The sequence below is a fragment of the Rathayibacter sp. AY1F9 genome, assembly GCF_002932155.1.
Lineage (GTDB): Bacteria > Actinomycetota > Actinomycetes > Actinomycetales > Microbacteriaceae > Rathayibacter.
Map to the genome: position 1 here is coordinate 1 of NZ_PSVA01000006.1, position 22,126 is coordinate 22,126.

Below are 22,126 nucleotides of genomic sequence, written 5' to 3' on the forward strand. Positions count from 1 at the left end.
CGCGGCGCCGCTCCCCGTCCCTGCGGCGGATCCGCCAGCCGCTGCGTCCCACCCCGGGCCCCGATCTTGCGGATCAGTGGGCGACCTCCCGATGTCGACCCGCCACCCCCTCGCTCTCCCCCCGAGCCGAACGATCGATCCGCGTGTGAGCGGATCGATCTAGGCGGTCGCTCCCCGCTCTGCGAATCGCAGCCACCCTCTCCGGCCGACCGCGCCGAGCCCGGCGGGGACGGGCTCGAAGGAAGATCAGCCGAGGCTCGCGACCCACTCCGAGCTACCGTCGACGAAGGACTGCTCCTTCCAGATCGGCACCGACGCCTTGATGTCGTCGACCAGTGCCGCGCAGGCTTCGAAGGCCGCCGCGCGGTGGGCCGAGGCCACGGCGCAGGCGAGGGCGAGGTCGCCGACCACGAGGTCGCCGACCCGGTGCACGGCGGCGATCCGGACGTCGGGCCAGCGCTCGGCGATGCGGCGGGCGGAGGCGAGGAGTGCGGCGGGGGCGTCCGGGTGCGCCTCGTAGGACAGCCGGAGCACGCCGCGGCCCTCGTCGTGGTCGCGGACGACGCCCGCGAAGGTCACGACGGCGCCGTGCGTCGGGGAGTCGACCGCCTGCTCGCACTCGTCGACGGTGATGGCCTCGGCCGCGAGCCGCGCGAGGGCGACCGGCTCAGCGGGCATGGTCGCCGCCTCCGAGCTGGTCGAGCAGGTGCCCGATCACCGGGTCGAGCACGTCGATCCCGTCGCGGACGCCGCCGGGGGAGCCGGGGAGGTTCACCACGACGGTGCGGCCGCTGACGCCGGCGAGCCCGCGGCTGAGCACGGCGGTCGGGACGTGGGCGGCGCCCTTGGCGCGCACCGCCTCGGCGAGGCCGGGCAGGGGCCGCTCCAGGAGGGGGGCGGTCTGCTCCGGGGTGACGTCGCTCGGGGCGACGCCCGTCCCGCCGGTGGTCACGACCACGTCGACTCCGCTGCCGATCGCGTCGGCGATCGCCTCGCCCACCGCGTCGCCGTCGGCCACGACGACCACCCGCGACTCCCAGCCGCGGGTGGTGAACCAGGCCTCGAGCGCCGGTCCCGTCCGGTCCTCGTACACGCCGGAGGCGGCACGGGTGGAGGCGACGACCGCCACCGCCCGCCGCGTCACGGGGTTCCTCCGCTCGTCCACGAGCCGCTCCTCCCGCCCGCCTTCGCGAGCACACGGATACCGGTGATCGCGGCACCGCGATCGACCGCCTTGATCATGTCGTAGACCGTGAGGGCGGCCACGCTGACCGCGGTCAGCGCCTCCATCTCGACGCCGGTGCGCCCGGTCGTGCGCACGCGCGCCTCGATCCGGACGCGGCCGTCCTGCGGCTCGAGGTCCACGTCGACGCCGTCCAGCGCCAGCGGGTGGCAGAGCGGGATGAGGGTCGAGGTCGCCTTCGCGCCGAGGATCCCGGCGATCCGCGCCACGCCGAGCGCTTCGCCCTTGGGCAGCTCGCCCTGCTCGAGGAGCCGCACCACCTCGGGTGAGGTCTCGACGTAGCCCTCGGCGACGGCGGTGCGCGCCGTGACCTCCTTCGCGCTCACATCGACCATGTGCACGGCTCCGTCGCCGCGCACATGGGTGAGCCGATCGCTCTCAGTCATCGATCCTCCAGATCTCGACCGTGTCGCCGGTCGCTGCGTGGTCCGTCCCGACGGGGACGTGGATGAGCACGGTGGAGCGGGCGTAGGACGCCAGCAGGTGCGAGCCGGGCCCGCCCACCGGGTGCACGAGGCCCTCGTCGTCGAGGACTCCGCGGCGGATCTGGTGCAGGTGCGCGGGCGAGTCGAGCGCCGTGCCGAGGCGCGCACGGAGCCGCGGCCGCTCGGCGGGCGTCCGTCCCGCGAGCGAGCGCAGCACGGGCCGGAGGAACACCTCGAACGAGACCAGGGCGCTCACCGGGTTCCCGGGAAGCGAGACCACCGGCAGGTGCAGCCCCTCGGCCACGCGCACGAGACCGAGGCCCTGCGGGCCGCCCGGCTGCATCTCGACGTGGCCGAACTCCGAGCCCGCCGGGCCGAGCGCCTCGCGGACGACCTCGTAGGCGCCCGCGCTGACGCCGCCGACCGTGATCACCAGGTCGGCCGCGCCCGCGTGCTCCTCGAGCAGCGCCAGGAGGTCCTCGGCCCGATCGCTCGTGCAGGCGGCGACGACGGGCAGCGCGCCCGCTTCGCGGACGGCCTCGGCCAGCAGGGCGCCGTTCGCGTCGTGGATCTGCGCCTCCTCGAGGACGGCGCCTGCGGGACGGATCTCGTTGCCGGTGGGGACGACGAGCACCCGGAGTCGCGGCAGCACCTCCGCCTCGGTCAGCCCGAGGGAGGCGAGGAGTCCGTAGTGCGCCGCGCGGAGGACCGTGCCGGCCGGGAGTGCGAGCTCGCCGCGGCGGGCGTCGCTGCCCCGGGCTCGGACGAAGGTCGCCGGCACCACCGGGTGCGCGAAGGCGACGCTGCCCGCCGCGGGGAAGCGCGGAGGATCGACGCGCTCGACCGGGACGACGGCGTCGGCCCCCTCCGGCAGCGGCGAGCCGGTCATGATCGGTGTCGCCGTGCCGGGCTCGTGCCGCGGCGCCCGGTCGCCCGCGGGGATCGGCGCCGATACGGGCAGGGCGACGGGATGCTCCGGCGCCGCCGCGTCGAGGTCGGCCGCCCGCACCGCGAAGCCGTCCATCTGCGAGTTGTCGAAGCGCGGCAGGTCGAGCGGGGAGTCGACGGAGCGGGCGAGGACCCGCCGGTCGTACGCGCCCGGATCGGCGGCGACGGCGGCCGGATCCAGGCTCAGCGTCTCGCGGGCACCCCGCGTGGCCAGCGGCGCGAGCAGCGCCCGCACCCGGGCGGCGTGCAGGTCGATCGAGGTCATCGTGTCCTCTCGCGAGCGGCGGAGCCCGACCGGCGGCGGGACCGAGTCCATCTTGCCGGGTCGCGCCCGGTTCCGCGGCGTAGTGTGAGCGGATGAGCACAGCACTGGGGATCCCGGGCTTCCGGCCCCGACAGCGCAGCGCGGTCCTCCCGGCCGACCGCCCCGCCACCCCGCTCCTCCTGGACACCTACGGGCGCGTCGCGGACGATCTGCGGATCTCGCTGACGGACAAGTGCAATCTGCGCTGCACCTACTGCATGCCGGCGGAGGGCCTGCCGTTCCAGCCGCCCGCGTCCCTGCTGACCCGTGAGGAGATCCTCCGCCTCGCGCGCATCGCCGTGGAGCAGTTCGGCGTCCGCCAGATCCGCTTCACCGGCGGCGAGCCGCTCCTGCGCAAGGACCTCGTCGACATCATCCGCGACGTCGCCTCCCTCGACCCGCGCCCCGAGATCTCGCTCACCACGAACGCGATCGGCCTGTCGGGTCGGGCGGCGGCGCTCGCCGACGCCGGCCTGAACCGCGTCAACGTCTCGCTCGACTCGATCTGCGCCGAGACCTTCGCGAAGGTCACCCGTCGCCCGTTCCTCGACCGCGTGCTCGCGGGCATCGACGCGCTCGGTCCCGCCGGCCTGGACCAGACCAAGATCAACGCGGTGCTGCTGCCCGGGATCAACGACCACGAGGCCCCGGAGCTGCTCGCCTGGGCCCTCGCGGGAGGCCACCAGCTCCGCTTCATCGAGCAGATGGCGCTCGACGCCGACCACGGCTGGGACCGCGCGACCATGATCACCGCCGCGGACATCCGGGCGCTGCTCTCGGAGCGCTTCTCGCTCAGCCCGCACGCGGCCCCCCGTGACGGCGCCCCCGCCGAGCTCTTCGACGTCCGCGAGGCCGGGGGGTCCGAGGTGCTCGGCCAGGTGGGGATCATCGCGTCCGTCACCGAGAACTTCTGCGACGACTGCCGCCGCACCCGGCTCACCGCCGAGGGCGGTGTCCGCAGCTGCCTCTTCTCGAACGAGGAGACGGACCTGCTCGGCCCGATGCGCGCGGGCGCGGACGACCACGAGGTCGCCCAGCTCTGGCGCGGGGCGATGTGGGCCAAGCCCGCGGGACACGAGATGAACCGGGCGGGCTTCGTGCAGCCCGAGCGCACGATGAGCGCGATCGGCGGATGAGCATGCGGGTCCGCTACTTCGCTGCGGCCAAGGCCGCCCTCGGCCGTGGTTCCGACGAGCTCGACGAGGTGCCCGACCTGGGCGCTCTCGAGGAGAGACTCGTCGCCTCCGCGCCCTCGGCCGCCGACGTGCTCGCACGGTGCACCTACCTGGTCGACGGCGTGTCGACCGCGGACAGGGCCACGCCGCTGCGTCCCGATGCCGCGGTCGACGTCCTGCCGCCGTTCGCCGGCGGCTGACCCCGAAGAGCGCTCCGTGACGAGCCGTCCTCGTCCGGACCGGTGCGTCCGATCCGCGCGGTCCGCAGCAGGTGCGTCCGCGCTTCTGGAGGACGCTGCATCCCGAAGACGGACTGGTCCTGTCCCGCCGCACAGGGACCCGCGGGACGCCTCCCTCGGACCCGCGTGCGGCGGGGCAGGACCGGATCAGCGGCCGATCCCGTGCGTCACGGGCACAGGACGTTGGTCATCGTGTCGAGCACGTTGCGGTTCTGCACGTCGAGGAATCCGAACGCCGAGGAGACTCCGGTGGCGACCAGCACGCCGCTGACGAAGGCCCGGCCGTCCCGGGTCACGTAGGCGTCCGGCGCGAAGATGGTGGCGTCGGAGGGCACACCGGAGGCGACGCGGATCTGCGGCTGCGTCCTGTCCGCGAACGCGCCGTACCGGACGAGAGCGCCGTTCTGGATCACGTCCACGACGTCACGGTTCTGTCGATCGCGGTAGGCGTCGGCACTGGTCACCCCGGTGGCGACCAGGATGCTGCTGTTGAAGAGGCGCCCGTCCGGCGTCAGGTGGTACGAGGGCGCCAAGGCCGTCGATCCTGCCGGAACGTTCCTGGCGTAGACCTGGTTCTTCGTGGAGGAGATGTAGCGGACGAGCTCCGAGCCGACGATCACGTCGATGACGTCGTTGTTGCTCTGGTCGCGGAAGGAGTCCGCGCTCGTCACTCCGGTGGTCACGAGGGCTCCGCCGGCGCGCCGCAGCTCGCCGTTCGGTGTGACGTAGAAGGCGGGCGCATGGACCGTCGATCCGGCCGGCACGCCGCTCCCGATGGCCTTCGGCGCGGCCTCTCCGGTGACGAAGCGGTAGAAGACGCCGTCGACGACGAAGTCGGCGACGTCGCGGTTCTGCTCGTCGCGGAAGCCCTGGACGCTGGTGACGCCGCGCGCGATCCGCCCCCCGCCGTGATAGAGCTCGCCCGACTCCGTCAGGTAGTACCGGGGTCCGACGGTCTTGGCTCCCGAGGGCACGTTGCCGTTCGACTCCGTCGTCGTCCGTCCGCCGTCGGTGACGTACCGGACGGCGGTCCCCGTGGTCGCGGTGGTGCTCGCGGTCGCCGTCGCGCCCGCGGCGCCGGAGACGGCGGAGAGGGTGATGCCGTTCTGCGCCACGTTCCCGGCCGTGACCGGGATGCTCACGCGTCCGTCCGCGCCGGTCGTCGCCCTGACGGTCTGCGCGCCGCCGCTGGTCAGGCCGGCGGGGAGAGTGATGGTGACCGTGTCGCCGGCAGCGGGAGCGCCGTTGGTCGTGGCGAGGACGGAGACCGTTCTCGTGGTGCAGGCGGGGAAGGAGTACGCCGGGGCGTCGAAGGCGAGGGTGAGGCCGGTGGACGCGGCGGCCGCGGGGGTCGCGACCGCCGCGGCGACGACGGGGACGGACCAGGCCGCACCCGACATGATCGTCCGCCGGGCGGGCCCCCCGCCGGTCGAGTCGATCCGCGGTGGGAGGGAGCGCGAGTGCGCTGCCGTCGGGTCCAGGGCGTTGGTGTCCGTCATGGTGTTCCTTTTCTTTCTTTCGTGCGAGGGGTGGTGGACGCGCCGATCCTGCCGAACGTCCGGCCTCCGGTCGACGCGGAACGGGCCGCGACGAGGTTCCATGCCCGACCGTGGACGTTCCGTCGCGCCGCCGGACCGGGGGAGCCACTCAGGGCGCCTCCTCGCCGGGAGCCCGTCCGGCGCGGGGGACGCGGCGGCGCACGTCAGCCCGCGTCGTCGATCCGGCGGAGGGTCCGCTGCATGTGGATCCGCGAGCTGAAGCCGGCCGACCGCGCCACGCGGTCCAGGTCCGTCGCCGCCCGCGGGCCGAGCTCGTCGAGGAGGCGCTGCGCCTCGAAGGCCCGCGCGCGCTCGATCCGCTGACGAGGGGTGGTGCCGGCGGCCGAGAACGCCCGGTGCAGGTGGCTGACCGACACGCCGAGACTCTCCGCGAGCGTCTCCACCGTGAAGGAGCGGTCGCGGTAGTGCCGCTCGATCAGGCGCGTGCCGTTCGCGTACACGGCGGCGGGGGACCGGTCCTCCCGGTCGGAGGAGGGCAGCAGCGCCGAGAAGGCCGAGGCCAGGAGGTGCTCGCTCGCGATCTCGAAGTGCTCGAAGGCCGCGTCCGAGGGCTCGACGCCGAAAGTGAGGACAGTGTTCGCCGCACCGGTGAGTGCGCGCCAGTAGGCCTCGGGGAGGGCGAGGACCCGGTCCGTGAGCGAGGCGAACTCGCTCGCGCGGAGCACCGAGGGGCGCAGCTGCCACTCGAAGCGCGCCCACGGACTGAGCGCCGCCGCGTACTGCACCGTCGAGGCGCGGGTCACGAGAGCGCTGCCGGCCGGGAGCCGGTGGTCGCGGCCCCGGGCGGAGAGGCGGCCGGTCCCGTCGAGGCTGAAGAGCACGCGGAGCCTTCCGGGATGGGGGAGGACCTCGAACTCCCCGGTCTGCAGCCAGGCGCGGCTGAGGCTGAGGCGCGGCGAGACGATCGCGTCGCAGACGGCACCTCGCGGCAGGGGGCGCCGCGGAATCCAGCCGAGCCGACGCAGCCGCCTCTCGGCGGGACTCCAGACCTCGGGCATCACGCCTCCGCGCCGGGGTCGAGCGGGTCGGGAGGATCGAGCAGCGCCGCCTGCCGCGCGGAGTGCGGTGAAGGCGTCGGCATGGGTGCTCTCCTCGGAACGGTGGCCGCGAGCACGCCACCGCCGATCAGCTTCGGACACTGCTCCGCCCTGATCCGCGGAGAAGGACGGATCCTCTCCGCTGCGAGCACCGAACATCCCGGGTCGCCGATCGGCAGGGCGCTGGGTGCGCCTCACCCCACCCGTTCCGCGGCGCACGCGGCCGCGGCACGGGTCACCGCTCCCGCCACGACGCCATCCCGCCGTCGAGCGAGTCGGACGCCACGCCCGCCGCCGCCGCGCGCTCCGCCGCGAGACGCGATCGGACCCCGGAGGCGCAGTGCAGCACGAGCGGACCGGCCGGCAGAGCGACGGGGTCGAAGCGCGACATCGGCATCCGCACGGCACCGGGCACCGCGACGGTCCGGTCCTCGTCGTCCTCGCGGAGGTCGACGACGGTCGGGGGCGTCGGCCCGGCCAGCCGCTCCCGCAGCTCGGCCGCCGTGATCGAGCCCGCCGCGGCCCGCCGCTCCGGGACCGGCGGCACCCGCCGCTCGAGAGGGAGCTCGGCCCAGGAGGAGTCGAGGGCGTCGTGCACGAGGACGCGACCGAACAGCGGCTCGCCCGCCCCGGTCACGAGCTTCACGACCTCGGCCGCCATGGCCGAGCCGATCAGCGCGCAGAGCGCGCCCAGCACGCCCACCGTCGAGCAGCTGTCGCCCGCGTCCTCGGCCTCGGGGTGCAGCGCGCGCAGGGTCACTCCTCCGCCCGGAGCGCCGGCCCAGAAGGTGGAGAGCTGCCCGTCGAAGCCGAGTGCCGATCCCCACACGTGCGGGACCCCGGCGCGCGTCGTCGCGTCCGAGGCGAGGTAGCGCGCGCCGAAGGTGTCGAAGCCGTCGACCACGACGTCCCAGCCCGCCACCAGGGCATCGACGTTGGCCGAGGTCAGCGACACCGGGAAGGCCCGGGCGTCGATGCCGGGGGAGAGCCGCCGCGCGGTCGCCGCCGCCGACTCCGCCTTCGACCGGCCCACCGAGGAGTCGTCGTGCGCCGTCTGCCGCGCCAGGTTCGAGAGCTCGACGACGTCGCCGTCCACGATGCCGAGCCGCCCGATCCCGGCCGCGGCGAGCGCCGTGATCACCGGCGAGCCGATGCCGCCCGCGCCGAGGATCAGCACGCGCGCGTTCCGGAGGCGCCGCTGTCCGAGCTCCCCGAGGGGCGCCAGGCGGATCTGCCGGGCGAACCTCTCGCGCTCGGCGGCGGTCAGCGGCGGTCCGGGCTCGACGAGCGGGGTCATGAGAGCTCCTTCCTCCACTGGCCCTCGTGGGCGACGGGGGTGAAGCCGACGGCCTCGTTCACGGCGAGCATCGGTCGGTTCTCCTCGGCGTTCCAGGTGTAGACGGCCCGACAGTCCGGGGCGGTCCCCACCGCATCGCCGATCGCGGTCAGGGCGAGGAAGTCGCTCCAGCCGTCGGCGCCCACGGCCTCGGGGATCGCGAGCTCGCGGATCCGGAGCGCCGGGTCGGAGGTGCGGTTCACCACCCCAGTGTGCACGTCCCGGCGCCCGCGGCGGCCTCCTGCGCCTGTTCCGGTGCGGGATCGCGGCGGTCCGTCGGCCGGTCGGGGCTCCGCCTCCCGGCCCGGCCGCGGCCGTCGGCTACCGTGGAGGCGTTGTGGACGGGAGCGAGGCGGCCGGGTGTACCTGAAGAGCCTGACCCTCAAGGGCTTCAAGTCCTTCGCTCAGCCGACCACGTTCGCCTTCGAGCCGGGGGTCACCTGCGTCGTCGGCCCCAACGGCTCGGGCAAGAGCAACGTCGTCGACGCGCTCGCCTGGGTGATGGGGGAGCAGGGGGCGAAGACGCTCCGCGGCGGCAAGATGGAGGACGTCATCTTCGCGGGCACCTCCACCCGCGGACCCCTCGGCCGCGCCGAGGTCGCGCTCACCATCGACAACTCGGACGGCGCCCTGCCGATCGAGTACACCGAGGTGACGATCACCCGGACCCTCTTCCGCAACGGCGGCAGCGAGTACGCGATCAACGGACGCGGCTGCCGGCTGCTCGACGTGCAGGAGCTGCTGAGCGACTCCGGTCTCGGGCGCGAGATGCACGTCATCGTGGGGCAGGGACAGCTCGACGCCGTGCTGCACGCGACCCCCGAGGAGCGGCGCGGGTTCATCGAGGAGGCCGCCGGGATCCTCAAGCACCGACGCCGCAAGGAGAAGACGCTCCGCAAGCTCGAGGCGATGCAGGCGAACCTGACCCGCCTCTCCGACCTCGCGGGCGAGATCCGGCGCCAGCTCAAGCCCCTCGGGCGCCAGGCCGAGGTCGCACGGCAGGCTCAGACGATCGCCGCCGTGGTGCGCGACGCCCGGGCGCGCCTGCTCGCCGACGACGTGGTCGAGCTCCGGACCGCTCTGGACGGCTTCGCCCGCACCGAGAGCGAGCGGCACAGCGAGCGGGTGGTCCTGCAGCAGCGGCTCGAGCAGGCGACGCTCCGGCGAGCGCGGATCGAGGCGGAGGTGGTCGGCGACGCGGTCGACGACGCCCGGCGCACCTCGTTCGAGCTGGAGTCGGTGCAGGAGCGGCTGCGCAACCTCTCGGCCCTCGCCGGGCAGCGGCTCGCGATGCTCGAGCTCGAGTCCGAGCAGCCGCAGATCCAGCCGCGCGTGACGCCGGCGCAGGTGGAGGAGGCGCGGGTCGAGTTGGAGCGCCTGCGGCAGGCCGTCCTCGACGCGGAGACGGCGTGGGTCCAGGCGCAGCGCACGACCGTCGCCGCCCGCTCCGCCCTCGACGCGGTCGACGAGGAGATCGCCGCGCAGGCGGCCCTCGTCTCGCGCTACGACCTCGAGCTCTCCACCCTCTCGGGGCAGGCCGACACCGCCGCCTCCCGTCTCGCGTCCGTCCGGGGCGAGGTCCTGCGCGCGCAGAACACCCTCGACGCGGCCGACCGGCGGAAGGAGGCGGCGCGGCGGGCGCTCGACGCTCTGGAGGCCGAGCTGGACGACGCGGGCCGTGGCCCCGACGGCGGCCTCGACGAGGGCTACGAGCTCGCCCAGTCCGCGGTCTCGGCCGCCGAGGCCGGAATCGAGCGGCTGCGCGAGGAGCTGCACGCCCTGGAGCGCGAGCGCGAGGCGCTGGCCGCCCGCACGGGTGCCCTGTCGCTGGCCCTCGACGTCTCGGACGGCTCGGCCGAGCTGATCGCCGCCCGGATCGAGGGGGTGCGCGGCCGGGTCGCCGAGCGGATCCAGGTGCGGCCGGGCTCCGAGGCCGCGATCGCCGCCGCCCTCGGCGCGGTCGCCGACGCCGTGCTGGTCGAGTCGACCACCCGGGCCGACGCGGCTCTGGACGCCGCGCTGGAGCGCGACCTCGGACGCGTCGAGCTGCTGGTCGCCGACGCCGCCCGGCCGTACGTCGCTCTCACCGTTCCCGAGGGGGCGGAACGCGCGGGCGACCTCGTCTCGGCGCCGGCCGGGGTCCTCTCGCTCCTGAAGCGCGTGCTCGTGGTCGAGGACCTCGCCGCGGCGCGGCGCCTGAGGGAGCGCATCGATCCGGGCACCGTCCTGGTCACCCGTGACGGCGCGACCGTCTCCGACGCCGTGCAGAGCGCCGGCTCCGGCGGGCAGCGCAGCCGGATCGAGCTCGTCTCCGAGCGCGACTCCGCCGCCGCCCGGCTGGAGGAGGTCGAGGGCGGGATCGACCGGCTCCGCTTCGAACTCGCCGAGCAGACCGGAGCGCTCCGCGGCGCGAAGGAGCAGGCCGCGAGCGCGCTCTCGGCCCTCCGCGAGCACGACGCCGCCCGTGCCGCCCACACCGAGCGGCTCGGCGGCGTGCGCGCCCAGCTCGAGGCGGCCACCGCCGAGCACGGCCGGGGCTCGAGGGCGCTGGCCGTCGCCTCGGACCGGGTCGGCGACGCCGAGCGCGCGGCCCAGGAGGCGAGGTCGGCGCTCGACGCCGCGCGCGCCAGGCCCCGGCCGGTGCTCGACGCGAGCGCGCGCGACGGTCTGCAGCGCGACGTCGACACCGCACGCGAGCGCGAGATCGAGGCGCGGCTCGGCGTCGAGACCGCCAAGGAGCGGGTGCGGGCGGAGCAGTCCCGCGGGGAGGCGCTGGCCCGCCAGCTGGCCGCCGACCGCGCCGCCGCCGACGAGGCCGCGCGCCGCGCCGTGATCCGCCGTCGCCAGCGCGACGCGGCGGCCGAGGTGACCGCCGCGCTCCCCGCCGTCCTCGCCTCCGTCGACCGCTCCGTCCAGCAGGCCCGGGCCGAGCTCGTCGCGGCCGAGGCGGCGCGCTCGCAGCAGAACGCCGAGCTGCAGGGGCTCCGCCGCGAGGAGGGGAGCGTGCGCGACCGGCTCCAGTCCGTCACCGAGAGCGTCCACGGCCTCGAGCTGCAGATCTACGAGAAGAGGCTGCAGCTCACCGGTCTGCTCGAGCGCGCCGCGTCCGAGCTCGGGCTCACCGAGGACGTGCTGGTGGAGGAGTACGGTCCCGGAGTCGGCGTCCCCGACGAGACGGACGTGGAGCAGGAGCCGCGGCCCTACGTCCGCGAGGAGCAGCGCCGCCGCCTCGAGAAGGCCGAGAAGCAGCTCGGGCAGCTGGGCCGCGTCAATCCGCTCGCGCTGGAGGAGTTCGCCGCGCTGGAGCAGCGGCACGCGTTCCTGACCGAGCAGCTGGCCGACCTCACCGGGACCCGGCGCGACCTGCTCACCATCATCGAGGAGCTCGACGAGACGATGCAGACCGTGTTCGCCTCCGCGTTCGACGACACGCAGGCGGCGTTCGCGGACGTGTTCCCCGTCCTCTTCCCCGGCGGCACCGGCAGCATCCGCCTGACCGACCCGGAGAACCTGCTCACCACCGGCATCGAGGTCGCGGTGCGGCCGGCCGGCAAGAAGATCGAGCGGCTGTCGCTCCTCTCCGGAGGGGAGCGCTCGCTCGCGGCCGTGGCGTTCATGGTCGCCATCTTCAAGTCGCGGCCGAGCCCCTTCTACATCATGGACGAGGTGGAGGCCGCTCTCGACGACGCGAATCTCGGCCGACTGCTCAGCATCTTCGAGGACCTGCGCACCTCGAGCCAGCTGATCGTCATCACCCACCAGAAGCGGACCATGGAGATCGCGGACGCCCTCTACGGCGTCTCGATGCGGCAGGACGGCGTCTCGGCCGTCGTCGGCCAGCGCGTCGCCGCGCCCCCGGCCTGAACCCGCCTCCCCGACCGCTCGGAGGCGCGCCCGCCGGTAGCCTGGACCCATGGCAGAACGCACCTCCTGGTCGCTCGGCCGCGCACTGCGCGGCCTGTTCGAGAAGCGCACGATCGACGACCAGACCTGGGACGACCTCGAGACGGCGCTGATCACCGCCGACTTCGGCCCCGACATCACCGAGGAGATCGTCGACGACCTCCGCGCCAAGGTCGCCCGCTACTCCACCACCGACCCGCGCGACCTGCAGCGGATGCTCCGCGAGTCCCTCGAGGAGCGCCTGTCGAAGTACGACACGACCCTCAAGCTCAGCGAGCGCCCCGCCGTGATCCTCGTGGTCGGCGTGAACGGCGTCGGCAAGACCACGACCATCGGCAAGTTCGCCAAGTTCCTCCGCAACTACGGCCGGAGCGTCGTGGTCGGCGCGGCCGACACCTTCCGCGCGGCGGCGGTCGACCAGCTCGCCACCTGGGCGCAGCGCGCCGACGCCCAGATCGTCCGCCCTCAGCAGGAGCGCCAGGATCCGGCGTCCGTCGCCTTCCAGACCGTGCAGTTCGCGAAGGACACCGGCGTCGAGATGGTCATCATCGACACGGCCGGCCGCCTGCACACCAAGGGCGGGCTGATGGACGAGCTCACGAAGATCAAGCGCGTCATCGAGAAGCAGGCCCCGATCTCCGAGATCCTGCTCGTGCTCGACGCGACGACCGGTCAGAACGGGCTGAGCCAGGCCGAGGCGTTCATCGAGCACGCGGGCGTCACCGGCCTGGTCATCACCAAGCTCGACGGCTCCGCGAAGGGCGGCTTCGTCCTCGCGGTCCAGGAGCGCACCGGCATCCCGATCAAGCTCGTCGGCCAGGGCGAGGGCATCGGCGACCTCACCGGCTTCACCCCCCACGTCTTCGCCCAGCAGCTCGTCAGCTGAGCGGCCCCGCCCGGGACGACGCGCCGGCGCCGTCCCGGTGGCGGGCTACACGGCCTGCGAGAAGCCCAGTGCCGCGTCGGCGAGGTGGCGCAGGTGCTCCGGGACCGGCAGCCCCTTCGACTCCATCGAGCGCGCCCAGAGCCGGCCGGCCCGGTAGGAGGAGCGGACCAGGGGCCCGGCGAGGACGCCGAGGAAGCCGATGTCCTCGGCCTCCTCCTTGATCGCCACGAACTCCTCCGGGTGCACCCAGCGGTCCACCGGCAGATGCCGCGGCGTCGGGCGGAGGTACTGCGTGATGGTCACGATGTCGGTGCCGACGTCGTAGAGGTCCTGCAGCGCCTGCGAGATCTCCTCCCGCTCCTCGCCCATGCCGAGGATGAGGTTCGACTTCGTGATCAGCCCCGCCTCCCGGCCCTGGGTGAGCACGTCGAGCGAGCGCTCGTAGCGGAAGGCCGGCCGGATGCGCTTGAAGATCCGCGGCACCGTCTCGACGTTGTGGGCGAACACCTCCGGCTCCGCGTCGAACACCCGCTGCAGGTGCTCGGCGCGGCCGGTGAAGTCCGGGACCAGGATCTCGACCCCCGTGCCCGGAGCCTGGGCGTGGATCTGGCGGATGGTCTCGGCGTAGAGCCAGGAGCCCTCGTCCGGCAGGTCGTCGCGGGCGACTCCGGTGACGGTCGCGTAGCGGAGGTTCATCCGCGCCACGGACTCGCCGACGCGCCGGGGCTCGTCCGCGTCGTAGTCCGCGGGCTTCCCGGTGTCGATCTGGCAGAAGTCGCAGCGGCGGGTGCACTGGGCGCCCCCGATGAGGAAGGTCGCCTCTCGGTCCTCCCAGCACTCGAAGATGTTGGGGCAGCCCGCCTCCTGGCAGACGGTGTGCAGCTCCTCGCTCTTCACCAGCGACTGCAGCTGCCGGTACTCCGGGCCCATCGACGCCTTCGTGCGGATCCACTCGGGCTTGCGCTCGATCGGCGTCTCGGCGTTGCGGATCTCCAGCCGCAGGAGCTTGCGGCCGCCGGCCTCGGCGCTCACGCGGCGACCTCCTCGATGCGGGCGGAGAAGGCGGGGGCCGCCTCCGAGAAGCGCGCCGCCACCCGCGCCCGCACCGCCTCCATGGGCGGAGCCTCGCCGCGCTCGCGCTCGAGCGTGGTCACCCCGGCGTCGGCGATGCCGCAGGCGACGATGCGAGCGTAGGGCTCGAGGCTGTTCGAGACGTTGAGGGCGAAGCCGTGCATCGTCACGCCCGAGGCGACGCGGATGCCGATCGCGGCGATCTTGTCGGCGCCGCCGTCCCACGGGATCCACACTCCCGAGCGCCCGTCGACGCGCCGCCCCTGCACGCCCAGGTCGTCGAGAGCGGCGATCAGCACGCCCTCCAGCGAGCGGACGTAGGCGACCACGTCGACGGGCTCGCCGAGCCGCACGATCGGGTAGCCGACGAGCTGGCCCGGACCGTGCCAGGTGATCCGCCCTCCGCGGTCGACGTCGACCACGGGCGAGCCGTCGTCCGGGCGCTCGTGCGCCTCGGTGCGCTTGCCGGCGGTGTAGACGGAGGAGTGCTCGCAGAGCACGAGGGTGTCCGGCCTCGAGCCCGCCACCACCTCGGCGTGCAGGCGGCGCTGCAGCTCCCAGCCGTCGGAGTAGTCCAGGGGGTCCGCGGAGTCGCCCGCCACCAGTGTCTCGATCACCGGGCCACCCTAGCCCTGTTCTTGGACCCGGACCAGTTAATCCGCTCCGTGGTGATCGCGCCTATCGTGAGCGGATCGGCGGCCCCGCCCGCCGACCCTCCGGGCCTCCGGTAGAATTCCGGGCATCATGGCTACTTTCGGCACCCTCTCCGATCGACTCGTCGAGACCTTCAAGAACCTCCGCACGAAGGGCAAGCTCTCCGCGTCGGACGTCGACGGCACCGTCCGCGAGATCCGGCGGGCCCTCCTCGACGCCGACGTGGCGCTGGAGGTCGTGAAGGAGTTCACCGGCAAGGTGCGCGAGCGCGCCCTCGGCGACGAGGTCAACAAGGCGCTCAATCCGGCCCAGCAGGTCGTCCAGATCGTCAACGAGGAGCTCGTCGCGATCCTCGGCGGGCAGTCGCGCCGGCTCGAGTTCGCCAAGCGCCCGCCGACCGTCATCATGCTCGCCGGCCTCCAGGGCGCGGGCAAGACGACCCTCGCGGGCAAGCTCGGCAAGTACCTCGGCAAGGACGGCCACACCCCGCTGCTCGTCGCGGCCGACCTCCAGCGCCCCAACGCCGTGCAGCAGCTGCAGGTCGTCGGCGAGCAGGCCGGAGTCGCGGTCTACGCGCCGGAGCCGGGCAACGGCGTCGGCAACCCGGTCAAGGTCGCCCAGAACGCGATCCGCTTCGCGACCGACAAGCAGTACGACACGGTCATCATCGACACGGCCGGACGCCTCGGCGTCGACGCCGACATGATGAAGCAGGCCGCCGACATCCGCCGCGTCACGAACCCCGACGAGGTCCTGTTCGTCATCGACGCGATGATCGGCCAGGACGCGGTCGCGACCGCCAAGGCCTTCCAGGAGGGAGTCGACTTCACCGGCGTCGTCCTCTCCAAGCTCGACGGCGACGCCCGCGGAGGCGCGGCGCTCTCGGTCGCCTCGCTCACCGGCCGCCCGATCCTCTTCGCCTCCACGGGCGAGTCGCTCGACGACTTCGAGCAGTTCCACCCCGACCGCATGGCGAGCCGCATCCTCGACCTCGGCGACGTGCTGACCCTCATCGAGCAGGCCCAGTCCGCGTTCGACGAGGACGAGGCGCGCAAGATCGCCGAGAAGATCATGGGGGACACGTTCACCCTCGACGACTTCCTCGGCCAGATGCAGCAGCTGCGCAACATGGGCTCGATCAAGAAGATGATCGGCATGCTGCCCGGCGCGAAGGGCATGCGAGAGCAGCTCGACCAGTTCGACGAGCGCGAGATCGTGCGCACCGAGGCGATCATCCAGTCGATGACGAAGGCGGAGCGGGTCAACCCGAAGCTGCTCAACGGCTCGCGGCGCCTGCGCATCGCCCGCGGCTCCGGCATGACGGTCACGGACGTCAACCAGCTCGTCCAGCGCTTCGAGCAGGCCGCCAAGATGATGAAGACGGTCGCCAAGGGCGGCATGCCCTCGGTCCCCGGCATGGGCCCCGTGCCCGGCGCCGGCTACCAGGGCCGCCCGAAGCCGCAGAAGAAGAAGAGCAGCAAGTCCGGCAACCCCGCCAAGCGCGCGGCCGAGAACGCGGCGATCACCTCCGGGCCCCGCCCCGGCGATGCGGGCGGCTCCGGCTTCGGCCTGGGCGGCGGCGCCGGCAAGGGCGCCCAGCCCACGCCGGAGGAGCTCGAGCAGCTGCAGAAGCTCCTCGGGCGATGAGGCGGGTCGCGGCCGGACGCGCGGGCGGGATCCTCGTCCTCGCGGCCGTGCTCGGGCTCACCGGCTGCGCCGAGGGCTCCGGGGTCGACGCGATGACGGCGCCCTCCCCGGAGGACCTGGTCGGCCGCTGGGTGACGGGCGTCTCCTACGACGCGCCCGACGTGCCGTTCCTCCTGATCGCGGAGGACGGGTCCTGGACGGGCTCGGACGGCTGCAACGGCGCGCAGGGCGAGTGGTCGATCGACCAGACGGGCGCGCTCACCGTCTCGGCCGGGCCGAGCACGCTGATCGCCTGCGACGGCGTCGCGCTGCCGATGATCTTCTCGGAGGCGGCGATGGCCTCGATCGACGGCGGACGGCTCCGCCTGTTCGACGAGGAGGGGGCCACCGTCGTCAAGCTCGCCCGCTCCACGAGCGACGAGGCGCCCTCGGCGTCGCCGGACCCGGCGGGGGAGTAGCGCGCCGTCCCTCCGGGGGCCGCAGCGGGGATCCCCGGGAGGCGCACCGCTCGCTAGCGTGAGGGCATGACAACCGCACACGCGCGCCCCGTCCGCATCGGCGTCCAGATCGCACCGCAGCACGTCCCCTACGAGGTCATCCGCGACACGCTCGCCGAGCTCGAGGACCTCGGCGTCGACATCGCCTTCAACTGGGACCACTTCTTCCCGCTCTCGGGAGAGCCGAACGGCCTGCACTTCGAGGGCTGGAGCATGCTCGCGGCCTGGGCCGAGCAGACCAGCCGCATCGAGTTCGGCCCGCTGGTCACCTGCAACAGCTACCGGAACCCCGACCTCCTCGCCGACATGGCGCGCACGGTCGACCACATCAGCGCCAAGGGCGCCGAGGGCCGTCTGATCTTCGGCATCGGCTCGGGCTGGTTCGAGCGCGACTACGAGGAGTACGGCTACGAGTTCGGCACTCCCGGCTCCCGCCTCGACGAGCTCTCCGAGGCGATGCCGCGCATCCGCAGCCGGTGGTCGATGCTCAACCCGGCGCCCACCCGCGACATCCCGGTGATGATCGGCGGCGGCGGCGAGAAGAAGACGCTGCGGATCGTCGCCGAGCACGCCGACATCTGGCACAGCTTCTCGGACGTCCCGACGCTCGAGCGCAAGCTCGGTGTGCTCTCGGAGTGGTGCGGCCGCGTCGACCGCGACCCGGCCGCGATCGAGATCTCGACCGGCGCGAGCGTGCGCGGCGGTGTCGGCGACGCCTCCTTCGACGTGCTCGACCAGCAGTACGACCTGGGCGCCCGCCTGTTCACGCTCGGCATCACCGGTCCGGACATCGACCTCGCGCCCGTGCGCGATCTGCTCGGCTGGCGCGACGGCCGGAACAGCACCGCGCGCTGACCCGGCGGGGCGCCGTCACGGCGGCGCACCGCGTCGGAGTCAGGCCGCCGGCGCGTCCGTCGCCTTCTGGCCGGTCGGCACCGCCCGGGCGAGGCCGGACTTCTCGGCCGCCACCTCGAAGGCGTCGGCCAGGGCGCGCTGGCCCTCGACGGTGGGATGCACGCCGTCCTCGCCGAGCAGCCCGTCCTCGCGGAGGGGGTCCGGGTACTCCAGCGCACCGCCGCCGGCGGCCGTCACGGCCTCGACCAGCGCCGCGTCGTACTCGTCGAGATCGGAGGGGCGCGGGTCGGGGCCCCAGACCGAGTCGAGCGCGATGAGCCGGGCCGAGGGCGAGGCGGACACGATCGCGTCCACCGCCGGCCCGATCGCGGCGTCCACGTCCTCCGGATCCCAGCCCAGGTCGTTGCTGCTGGCGATCAGCACGATCGCGTCGGGCCGGGTGTCGGCGATCTCCTCCGCGCGGTCGCCGATCGCGACGCCGCAGTCGCCCGGTTCGATGAAGCCGCCGCCGTCGCAGCCCAGGTTCGTGACCTCCCAGCCGAGGTCGTCGCCGACGAGAGCGGGCCAGGCCTGCTCCGGGTCGACCGTCAGACCGCGCACGATGCTGTCGCCGACGATCGTCACCCGGGAGCCGACGGGAAGAGAGCCGCCGATCGAGAGCGGCAGCGGATCGGCGGTGACGGTCGGGAGGGGAGTGGCGGTGCCGGCGGGGGACGCGGTCGCCGGGCCGGTCGTCGTCGAGGACGAGCAGCCGGCGAGGCCGAGGGCCAGCGCGCCGATCGCGGCTGCGGCGAGGAGGACGGGACGCGTCATGAGCGGGGATCCCGGAGCCCGTCGCGCAGCTCGCCCGCGAGCGCCCGGACCACCGCCTTCAGGTCGCCGTCGTTCGCCGCGGCCGTCCGCAGCTGGCGCTGATAGCTCGCTCCCGCGACCAGGATCAGCTCGACGTCGCCGAGCTCCTTCACGCAGTCGAGACGCTCGGCGACCGGTGCGAGGGTGACGAGCAGGTCGCGGATGTCGTCGGTGACCAGCCGCTCCGCTCCAGCGGCGTCGAGGATGATCTCGGCGTCGAGTCCGTAGCGGGCCGCGCGCCACTTGTTCTCGCGCACGTACCAGGGCTGCATCGTCGGAAGGTCCTCGCCCGCGTCCAGCCGCGACGAGAGGTGCTCGACGAGGCACTGGATCAGCGCGGCGACCGCTCCGATCTCCTCCGCGGAGGAGAGGCCGTCGCACGCGCGCATCTCGAGAGTGCCCCACTGCGGCGAGGGGCGGATGTCCCAGCGGACCTCCGTGTGGTCGTCGATGACGCCGGTGCGCATCATGTCGTCGACGTACTCCTCGTAGTTCGCCCAGGCACCGAACTGCGGAGGCAGGCCCGCCGTCGGCAGCTGCTGGAACATCAGCGCGCGGTTCGAGGCGTAGCCCGTGTCGACTCCGCCCCAGAACGGGCTCGACGCCGAGAGCGCCTGCAGGTGCGGGTAGTAGTCGAGCAGGGAGTTGAGGATCGGCAGCACCTTGTCGCGGTGCTCGATGCCGACGTGCACGTGGATGCCCCAGATCATCATGTTCCGGCCCCACCACTGGGTCCGGTCGATCAGGCGGTGGTACCGCTCCTTGTCCGTGATGGCCTGGTCGAACCACTGCGCGAACGGGTGCGTGCCCGAGCACACGAGGTCGAGTCCCATGGGGTCGGTGATCTCGCGCACCTGCCGCAGCTGATCCTGCAGGTCGGCGACCGCGTCGCGGACGGAGGTGTGCACGCCGGAGACCAGCTCGACCGTGTTGCGCAGGAGCTCGCCGGTGATGTGCGCGTGCGGGGCGCCGTCGTCGCTGCGGAGCGCCTCCAGCACCACATCGGCGACGTTGGCGAGATCGCCCGTCTGCCGGTCGACGATCGCGACCTCCCACTCGATCCCGAGCGTGGAGCGGTCTGATGCGGCGAAGCTGATCTCCATGGCGTGGTCCTCATCGGATCCGGGCGTCCGCCGATCGGGACGCGCCTCGCCATCCTGCCACCTGCGGCCGGGGCGGACGCAGAGCCCCGGCGGCGGCCTTCGGGGTCCCGCGCGGCCCGCTCCCGCGAGGGTGCCGCTGGTCGGCGGCGTGCCGGGCCCGCACCGGGGCGGTTTTTCTGGCAGAATGATCCGTCGGGTCCGAGGCGGTCGACCCTCTACTCACCGCCGACGAAACCCCCTCGAGCTTCCGCCGGGTGTGCCCCCACGCTCACGGCTCAGTTCATCCATCATCGACCGGACACCGGTCAACGACCACACAGGAGAATTGTGGCTGTCAAGATTCGTCTGAAGCGCCTCGGCAAGATCCGGGCGCCCTACTACCGCATCGTCGTCGCCGACTCGCGCACCAAGCGCGACGGCCGCGTGATCGAGGAGATCGGCAAGTACCACCCGACCGAGCAGCCCTCGTTCATCCAGGTCGACTCGGAGCGCGCGCAGTACTGGCTCGGAGTCGGCGCGCAGCCGACCGAGCAGGTCGCCGCGATCCTCAAGCTGACCGGCGACTGGGGCCGCTTCAAGGGCGACGCCGACGCCGTCAGCACGGTCCAGGTGAAGGAACCCAAGGCTCCGTTCGTCGTCGACGCGAAGAAGAAGCCCGTCCTCAAGCCGAAGTCCGAGGCTCCGGCCAAGGCCGCCCCGGTCGAGGACACCGCCGACGAGACCTCCACCGAGGCGTAGTCAGTGCTCGCTCCCGCCGTCGAACACCTCGTCAAGGGGATCGTCGAGAACCCCGATGAGGTCAGTGTCGTGGCCACGAGCTCCCCGCGCGGAGAGGTCCTCGAGGTGCGCGTGCACCCCGAGGACCTCGGCCGCGTGATCGGACGCTCCGGTCGCACCGCCAAGGCCGTCCGCACTCTCGTCGCCGCGCTCGCCGACGGGCGCCGAGTGCGCGTCGACGTCGTCGACACCGACAAGTAGAGGTGTCGGTCACCGGACCGGGCACGACGCAGCTCCGCGTCGCCCGACTCACCAAGGCCCACGGACTCAAGGGCGCCATCAAGCTCGAGCTCTACACGGACGAGCCCGACAAGCGCTTCACCCCCGGATCCACGTTCACGCTGCAGGTCCCGCGCACCTCCGAGTGGCACGGCAAGAAGCTCGAGCTCGTCGAGCTGCGCTGGTACAACAGCCACCCCGTCGCGTTCTTCCGAGGCGTCGACGACCGCAACGCCGCTGAGACCCTCCTGAAGGCGATCCTCTGGATCGACGAGGAGGTGCAGACCCAGCCGGGCGAGGACGACTCCTGGTACGACTACCAGCTGGTCGGCATGAAGGTCGTCCGCGACGGCGTCGAGGTCGGCACCGTCCGCCGCGTCGACCACTTCCCCGCGCAGGACCTGCTCATCGTCGGTACCCCCTCCGGCGAGGTGATGGTGCCGTTCGTGAACGCGATCGTCCCCTCCGTCGACGCCGCGGCCGGGATCGTCACGGTCACGCCTCCGATCGGCCTGTTCGAGGAGGCTCCCGAGGAGGAGCCCGCCGCGGTCGACCTCAGCGGTGTCGACCTCGCGGACCCGGCGCTGAGCGCGCCTGCGGACGCCGACGCGCCGGACGCCTCCGATGACGCGGACTCCGCTCTTGAGGAGCCCGCCGACGACGAGCCCCCGGCCGCCTCCGACGCCGCCTCCGAGGAGGAGCCCCGGTCGTGAGGATCGACATCGTCACGATCTTCCCGGAGTTCTTCGGCGTGCTCGACATCAGCCTGCTCGGCCGTGCTCGGCAGAGCGGGCTGATCGAGCTCGGCGTGCACGACCTGCGGGACTTCACCCACGACCGCCACCGCACCGTCGACGACACGCCCTACGGCGGCGGCGCCGGCATGGTGATGCGACCGGAGCCGTGGGGCGAGGCGCTCGACACGATCCTCGACGGCGCGGACGACCCCGTCGTGATCTTCCCGTCGCCCGCGGGCGAGCTGTTCACCCAGGCGACCGCCCGCGAGCTCGCGGAGGAGTCCACCCTCGTCTTCGGCTGCGGCCGCTACGAGGGCATCGACCAGCGCGTCGTGGACCACACCGCCGAGCGCGAGCGGGTCCGGCTGATCAGCCTCGGCGACTACGTCCTCAACGGAGGAGAGGTCGCCGTGATGGCGATGATCGAGGCCGTCGGACGCCTGGTCCCGGGCGTGGTCGGCAATCCGGCGAGCCTGGTCGAGGAGAGCCACTCCGACGGGCTGCTCGAGTACCCGAGCTACACCAAGCCGGCCTCCTGGCGCGGCCTCGACGTCCCTCCGGTGCTCCTCAGCGGCAACCACGGGGCGATCGCCGCCTGGCGCCACGAGCAGAGCGTCGAGCGCACGCGCCGCGTCCGCCCCGAACTGCTTCCCTAGCCC

General features: G+C 73.3%; 23 protein-coding genes. 11 read left to right on the forward strand and 12 right to left on the reverse strand.

All coding sequences use genetic code 11. The features are described from left to right. Window positions 1–246 precede the first annotated feature (246 nt). The 4 genes from C5C37_RS05670 to glp are packed head-to-tail and all read right to left on the reverse strand — an operon-like array spanning window position 247 to window position 2,881. A complete protein-coding gene (locus C5C37_RS05670; protein ID WP_104226891.1) occupies window positions 247–678 on the reverse strand; it encodes a molybdenum cofactor biosynthesis protein MoaE in 432 nt (143 codons plus the stop codon). Beyond that, window positions 668–1,165, reverse strand: coding sequence for a molybdenum cofactor biosynthesis protein B (locus tag C5C37_RS05675; protein WP_244229433.1), 498 nt, complete (start codon window positions 1,163–1,165; stop codon window positions 668–670). The genes C5C37_RS05670 and C5C37_RS05675 overlap by 11 nt, the downstream gene beginning before the upstream one ends. Further along, window positions 1,141–1,629, reverse strand: coding sequence for a cyclic pyranopterin monophosphate synthase MoaC (moaC, locus tag C5C37_RS05680; protein WP_104232482.1), 489 nt, complete (start codon window positions 1,627–1,629; stop codon window positions 1,141–1,143). The genes C5C37_RS05675 and moaC overlap by 25 nt, the downstream gene beginning before the upstream one ends. Further along, window positions 1,622–2,881: a gephyrin-like molybdotransferase Glp gene (gene glp, locus C5C37_RS05685; RefSeq protein ID WP_104338665.1), complete on the reverse strand. Its 1,260-nt coding sequence runs from the start codon at window positions 2,879–2,881 to the stop codon at window positions 1,622–1,624. Before glp ends, moaC begins: the two co-directional genes overlap by 8 nt. A gap of 92 nt (window positions 2,882–2,973) precedes the next feature. Between glp and moaA the strand changes: the two genes are divergently transcribed. Both moaA and C5C37_RS05695 read left to right on the forward strand, forming a co-directional pair. Continuing rightward, window positions 2,974–4,056, forward strand: coding sequence for a GTP 3',8-cyclase MoaA (gene moaA / locus C5C37_RS05690; protein WP_104338617.1), 1,083 nt, complete (start codon window positions 2,974–2,976; stop codon window positions 4,054–4,056). Then, window positions 4,053–4,295: a MoaD/ThiS family protein gene (locus C5C37_RS05695; RefSeq protein WP_104223924.1), complete on the forward strand. Its 243-nt coding sequence runs from the start codon at window positions 4,053–4,055 to the stop codon at window positions 4,293–4,295. The genes moaA and C5C37_RS05695 overlap by 4 nt, the downstream gene beginning before the upstream one ends. Window positions 4,296–4,501: 206 nt before the next feature. Here C5C37_RS05695 and C5C37_RS05700 read toward each other — a convergent pair whose 3' ends face one another. The 4 genes from C5C37_RS05700 to C5C37_RS18010 form a co-directional block, all read right to left on the reverse strand. Next, entirely contained in the window at window positions 4,502–5,833 is a 1,332-nt protein-coding gene (locus C5C37_RS05700; protein ID WP_104226888.1) for a hypothetical protein, read from the reverse strand. 203 nt (window positions 5,834–6,036) lie between these two features. After that, the gene (locus C5C37_RS05705; RefSeq protein WP_104226887.1) at window positions 6,037–6,891 is read right to left on the reverse strand and encodes an AraC family transcriptional regulator; all 855 of its coding nucleotides are present in this window, start codon (window positions 6,889–6,891) and stop codon (window positions 6,037–6,039) included. Window positions 6,892–7,165: 274 nt separating this feature from the next. Continuing rightward, a complete protein-coding gene (locus C5C37_RS05710) occupies window positions 7,166–8,227 on the reverse strand; it encodes a ThiF family adenylyltransferase (protein WP_104338618.1) in 1,062 nt (353 codons plus the stop codon). Then, window positions 8,224–8,469: a hypothetical protein gene (locus tag C5C37_RS18010; RefSeq protein WP_181028756.1), complete on the reverse strand. Its 246-nt coding sequence runs from the start codon at window positions 8,467–8,469 to the stop codon at window positions 8,224–8,226. Before C5C37_RS18010 ends, C5C37_RS05710 begins: the two co-directional genes overlap by 4 nt. A 157-nt stretch (window positions 8,470–8,626) precedes the next feature. Here C5C37_RS18010 and smc point away from each other — a divergent pair, with 157 nt between their 5' ends. After that, window positions 8,627–12,130 (forward strand): chromosome segregation protein SMC, encoded by a 3,504-nt coding sequence (gene smc / locus C5C37_RS05720; protein WP_104338619.1) that lies wholly within the window; start codon window positions 8,627–8,629, stop codon window positions 12,128–12,130. Window positions 12,131–12,179: 49 nt separating this feature from the next. Then, on the forward strand, window positions 12,180–13,055 hold the full coding sequence (ftsY, locus tag C5C37_RS05725) for a signal recognition particle-docking protein FtsY (protein WP_104223920.1): 876 nt from the start codon (window positions 12,180–12,182) through the stop codon (window positions 13,053–13,055). Between the two features lie 45 nt (window positions 13,056–13,100). Here ftsY and lipA read toward each other — a convergent pair whose 3' ends face one another. Next, window positions 13,101–14,087: a lipoyl synthase gene (gene lipA / locus C5C37_RS05730; protein WP_104338620.1), complete on the reverse strand. Its 987-nt coding sequence runs from the start codon at window positions 14,085–14,087 to the stop codon at window positions 13,101–13,103. Beyond that, entirely contained in the window at window positions 14,084–14,743 is a 660-nt protein-coding gene (lipB, locus tag C5C37_RS05735; RefSeq protein WP_104309822.1) for a lipoyl(octanoyl) transferase LipB, read from the reverse strand. The genes lipA and lipB overlap by 4 nt, the downstream gene beginning before the upstream one ends. 127 nt (window positions 14,744–14,870) lie before the next feature. Here lipB and ffh point away from each other — a divergent pair, with 127 nt between their 5' ends. The 3 genes from ffh (at window position 14,871) to C5C37_RS05750 (ending at window position 17,779) form a co-directional block, all read left to right on the forward strand. Next, window positions 14,871–16,427, forward strand: a complete 1,557-nt coding sequence (gene ffh / locus C5C37_RS05740; RefSeq protein WP_104226882.1) for a signal recognition particle protein — start codon at window positions 14,871–14,873, stop codon at window positions 16,425–16,427. After that, a complete protein-coding gene (locus C5C37_RS05745; RefSeq protein ID WP_104309823.1) occupies window positions 16,424–16,885 on the forward strand; it encodes an META domain-containing protein in 462 nt (153 codons plus the stop codon). Before ffh ends, C5C37_RS05745 begins: the two co-directional genes overlap by 4 nt. 66 nt (window positions 16,886–16,951) lie before the next feature. Then, a complete protein-coding gene (locus C5C37_RS05750) occupies window positions 16,952–17,779 on the forward strand; it encodes an LLM class F420-dependent oxidoreductase (RefSeq protein WP_104223915.1) in 828 nt (275 codons plus the stop codon). A 39-nt stretch (window positions 17,780–17,818) separates the two neighbouring features. On the opposite strand, the gene C5C37_RS05755 is transcribed toward C5C37_RS05750, so the two are convergent. Together C5C37_RS05755 and C5C37_RS05760 are read right to left on the reverse strand one after the other, a co-directional pair. Next, a complete protein-coding gene (locus C5C37_RS05755; protein ID WP_104324088.1) occupies window positions 17,819–18,592 on the reverse strand; it encodes an SGNH/GDSL hydrolase family protein in 774 nt (257 codons plus the stop codon). After that, the gene (locus C5C37_RS05760; RefSeq protein WP_104247632.1) at window positions 18,589–19,734 is read right to left on the reverse strand and encodes a glutamate--cysteine ligase; all 1,146 of its coding nucleotides are present in this window, start codon (window positions 19,732–19,734) and stop codon (window positions 18,589–18,591) included. The genes C5C37_RS05755 and C5C37_RS05760 overlap by 4 nt, the downstream gene beginning before the upstream one ends. A gap of 327 nt (window positions 19,735–20,061) precedes the next feature. Here C5C37_RS05760 and rpsP point away from each other — a divergent pair, with 327 nt between their 5' ends. From rpsP to trmD, 4 genes are read left to right on the forward strand one after another with little or no spacing between them, the layout of a single operon-like run. Beyond that, window positions 20,062–20,472, forward strand: coding sequence for a 30S ribosomal protein S16 (gene rpsP, locus C5C37_RS05765; RefSeq protein ID WP_104223912.1), 411 nt, complete (start codon window positions 20,062–20,064; stop codon window positions 20,470–20,472). A 3-nt stretch (window positions 20,473–20,475) separates the two neighbouring features. Then, window positions 20,476–20,712, forward strand: a complete 237-nt coding sequence (locus C5C37_RS05770; protein WP_068210678.1) for an RNA-binding protein — start codon at window positions 20,476–20,478, stop codon at window positions 20,710–20,712. Window positions 20,713–20,714: 2 nt separating this feature from the next. After that, a complete protein-coding gene (gene rimM, locus C5C37_RS05775) occupies window positions 20,715–21,443 on the forward strand; it encodes a ribosome maturation factor RimM (RefSeq protein ID WP_104247631.1) in 729 nt (242 codons plus the stop codon). Further along, a complete protein-coding gene (trmD, locus tag C5C37_RS05780) occupies window positions 21,440–22,123 on the forward strand; it encodes a tRNA (guanosine(37)-N1)-methyltransferase TrmD (RefSeq protein WP_104338621.1) in 684 nt (227 codons plus the stop codon). The genes rimM and trmD overlap by 4 nt, the downstream gene beginning before the upstream one ends. Window positions 22,124–22,126: the final 3 nt, after the last annotated feature.

Excerpts from the sequence above, each read along its gene's own strand:
- C5C37_RS05670 (WP_104226891.1), bottom strand. The coding sequence starts at position 678 with ATGCCCGCTGAGCCGGTCGCCCTCGCGCGGCTCGCGGCCGAGGCCATC.
- moaC (WP_104232482.1), bottom strand. The coding sequence starts at position 1,629 with ATGACTGAGAGCGATCGGCTCACCCATGTGCGCGGCGACGGAGCCGTG.
- glp (WP_104338665.1), bottom strand. The coding sequence starts at position 2,881 with ATGACCTCGATCGACCTGCACGCCGCCCGGGTGCGGGCGCTGCTCGCG.
- moaA (WP_104338617.1), top strand. The coding sequence starts at position 2,974 with ATGAGCACAGCACTGGGGATCCCGGGCTTCCGGCCCCGACAGCGCAGC.
- C5C37_RS05695 (WP_104223924.1), top strand. The coding sequence starts at position 4,053 with ATGAGCATGCGGGTCCGCTACTTCGCTGCGGCCAAGGCCGCCCTCGGC.
- C5C37_RS05700 (WP_104226888.1), bottom strand. The coding sequence starts at position 5,833 with ATGACGGACACCAACGCCCTGGACCCGACGGCAGCGCACTCGCGCTCC.
- C5C37_RS05705 (WP_104226887.1), bottom strand. The coding sequence starts at position 6,891 with ATGCCCGAGGTCTGGAGTCCCGCCGAGAGGCGGCTGCGTCGGCTCGGC.
- C5C37_RS05710 (WP_104338618.1), bottom strand. The coding sequence starts at position 8,227 with ATGACCCCGCTCGTCGAGCCCGGACCGCCGCTGACCGCCGCCGAGCGC.
- ftsY (WP_104223920.1), top strand. The coding sequence starts at position 12,180 with ATGGCAGAACGCACCTCCTGGTCGCTCGGCCGCGCACTGCGCGGCCTG.
- ffh (WP_104226882.1), top strand. The coding sequence starts at position 14,871 with ATGGCTACTTTCGGCACCCTCTCCGATCGACTCGTCGAGACCTTCAAG.
- C5C37_RS05745 (WP_104309823.1), top strand. The coding sequence starts at position 16,424 with ATGAGGCGGGTCGCGGCCGGACGCGCGGGCGGGATCCTCGTCCTCGCG.
- C5C37_RS05750 (WP_104223915.1), top strand. The coding sequence starts at position 16,952 with ATGACAACCGCACACGCGCGCCCCGTCCGCATCGGCGTCCAGATCGCA.
- C5C37_RS05755 (WP_104324088.1), bottom strand. The coding sequence starts at position 18,592 with ATGACGCGTCCCGTCCTCCTCGCCGCAGCCGCGATCGGCGCGCTGGCC.
- C5C37_RS05760 (WP_104247632.1), bottom strand. The coding sequence starts at position 19,734 with ATGGAGATCAGCTTCGCCGCATCAGACCGCTCCACGCTCGGGATCGAG.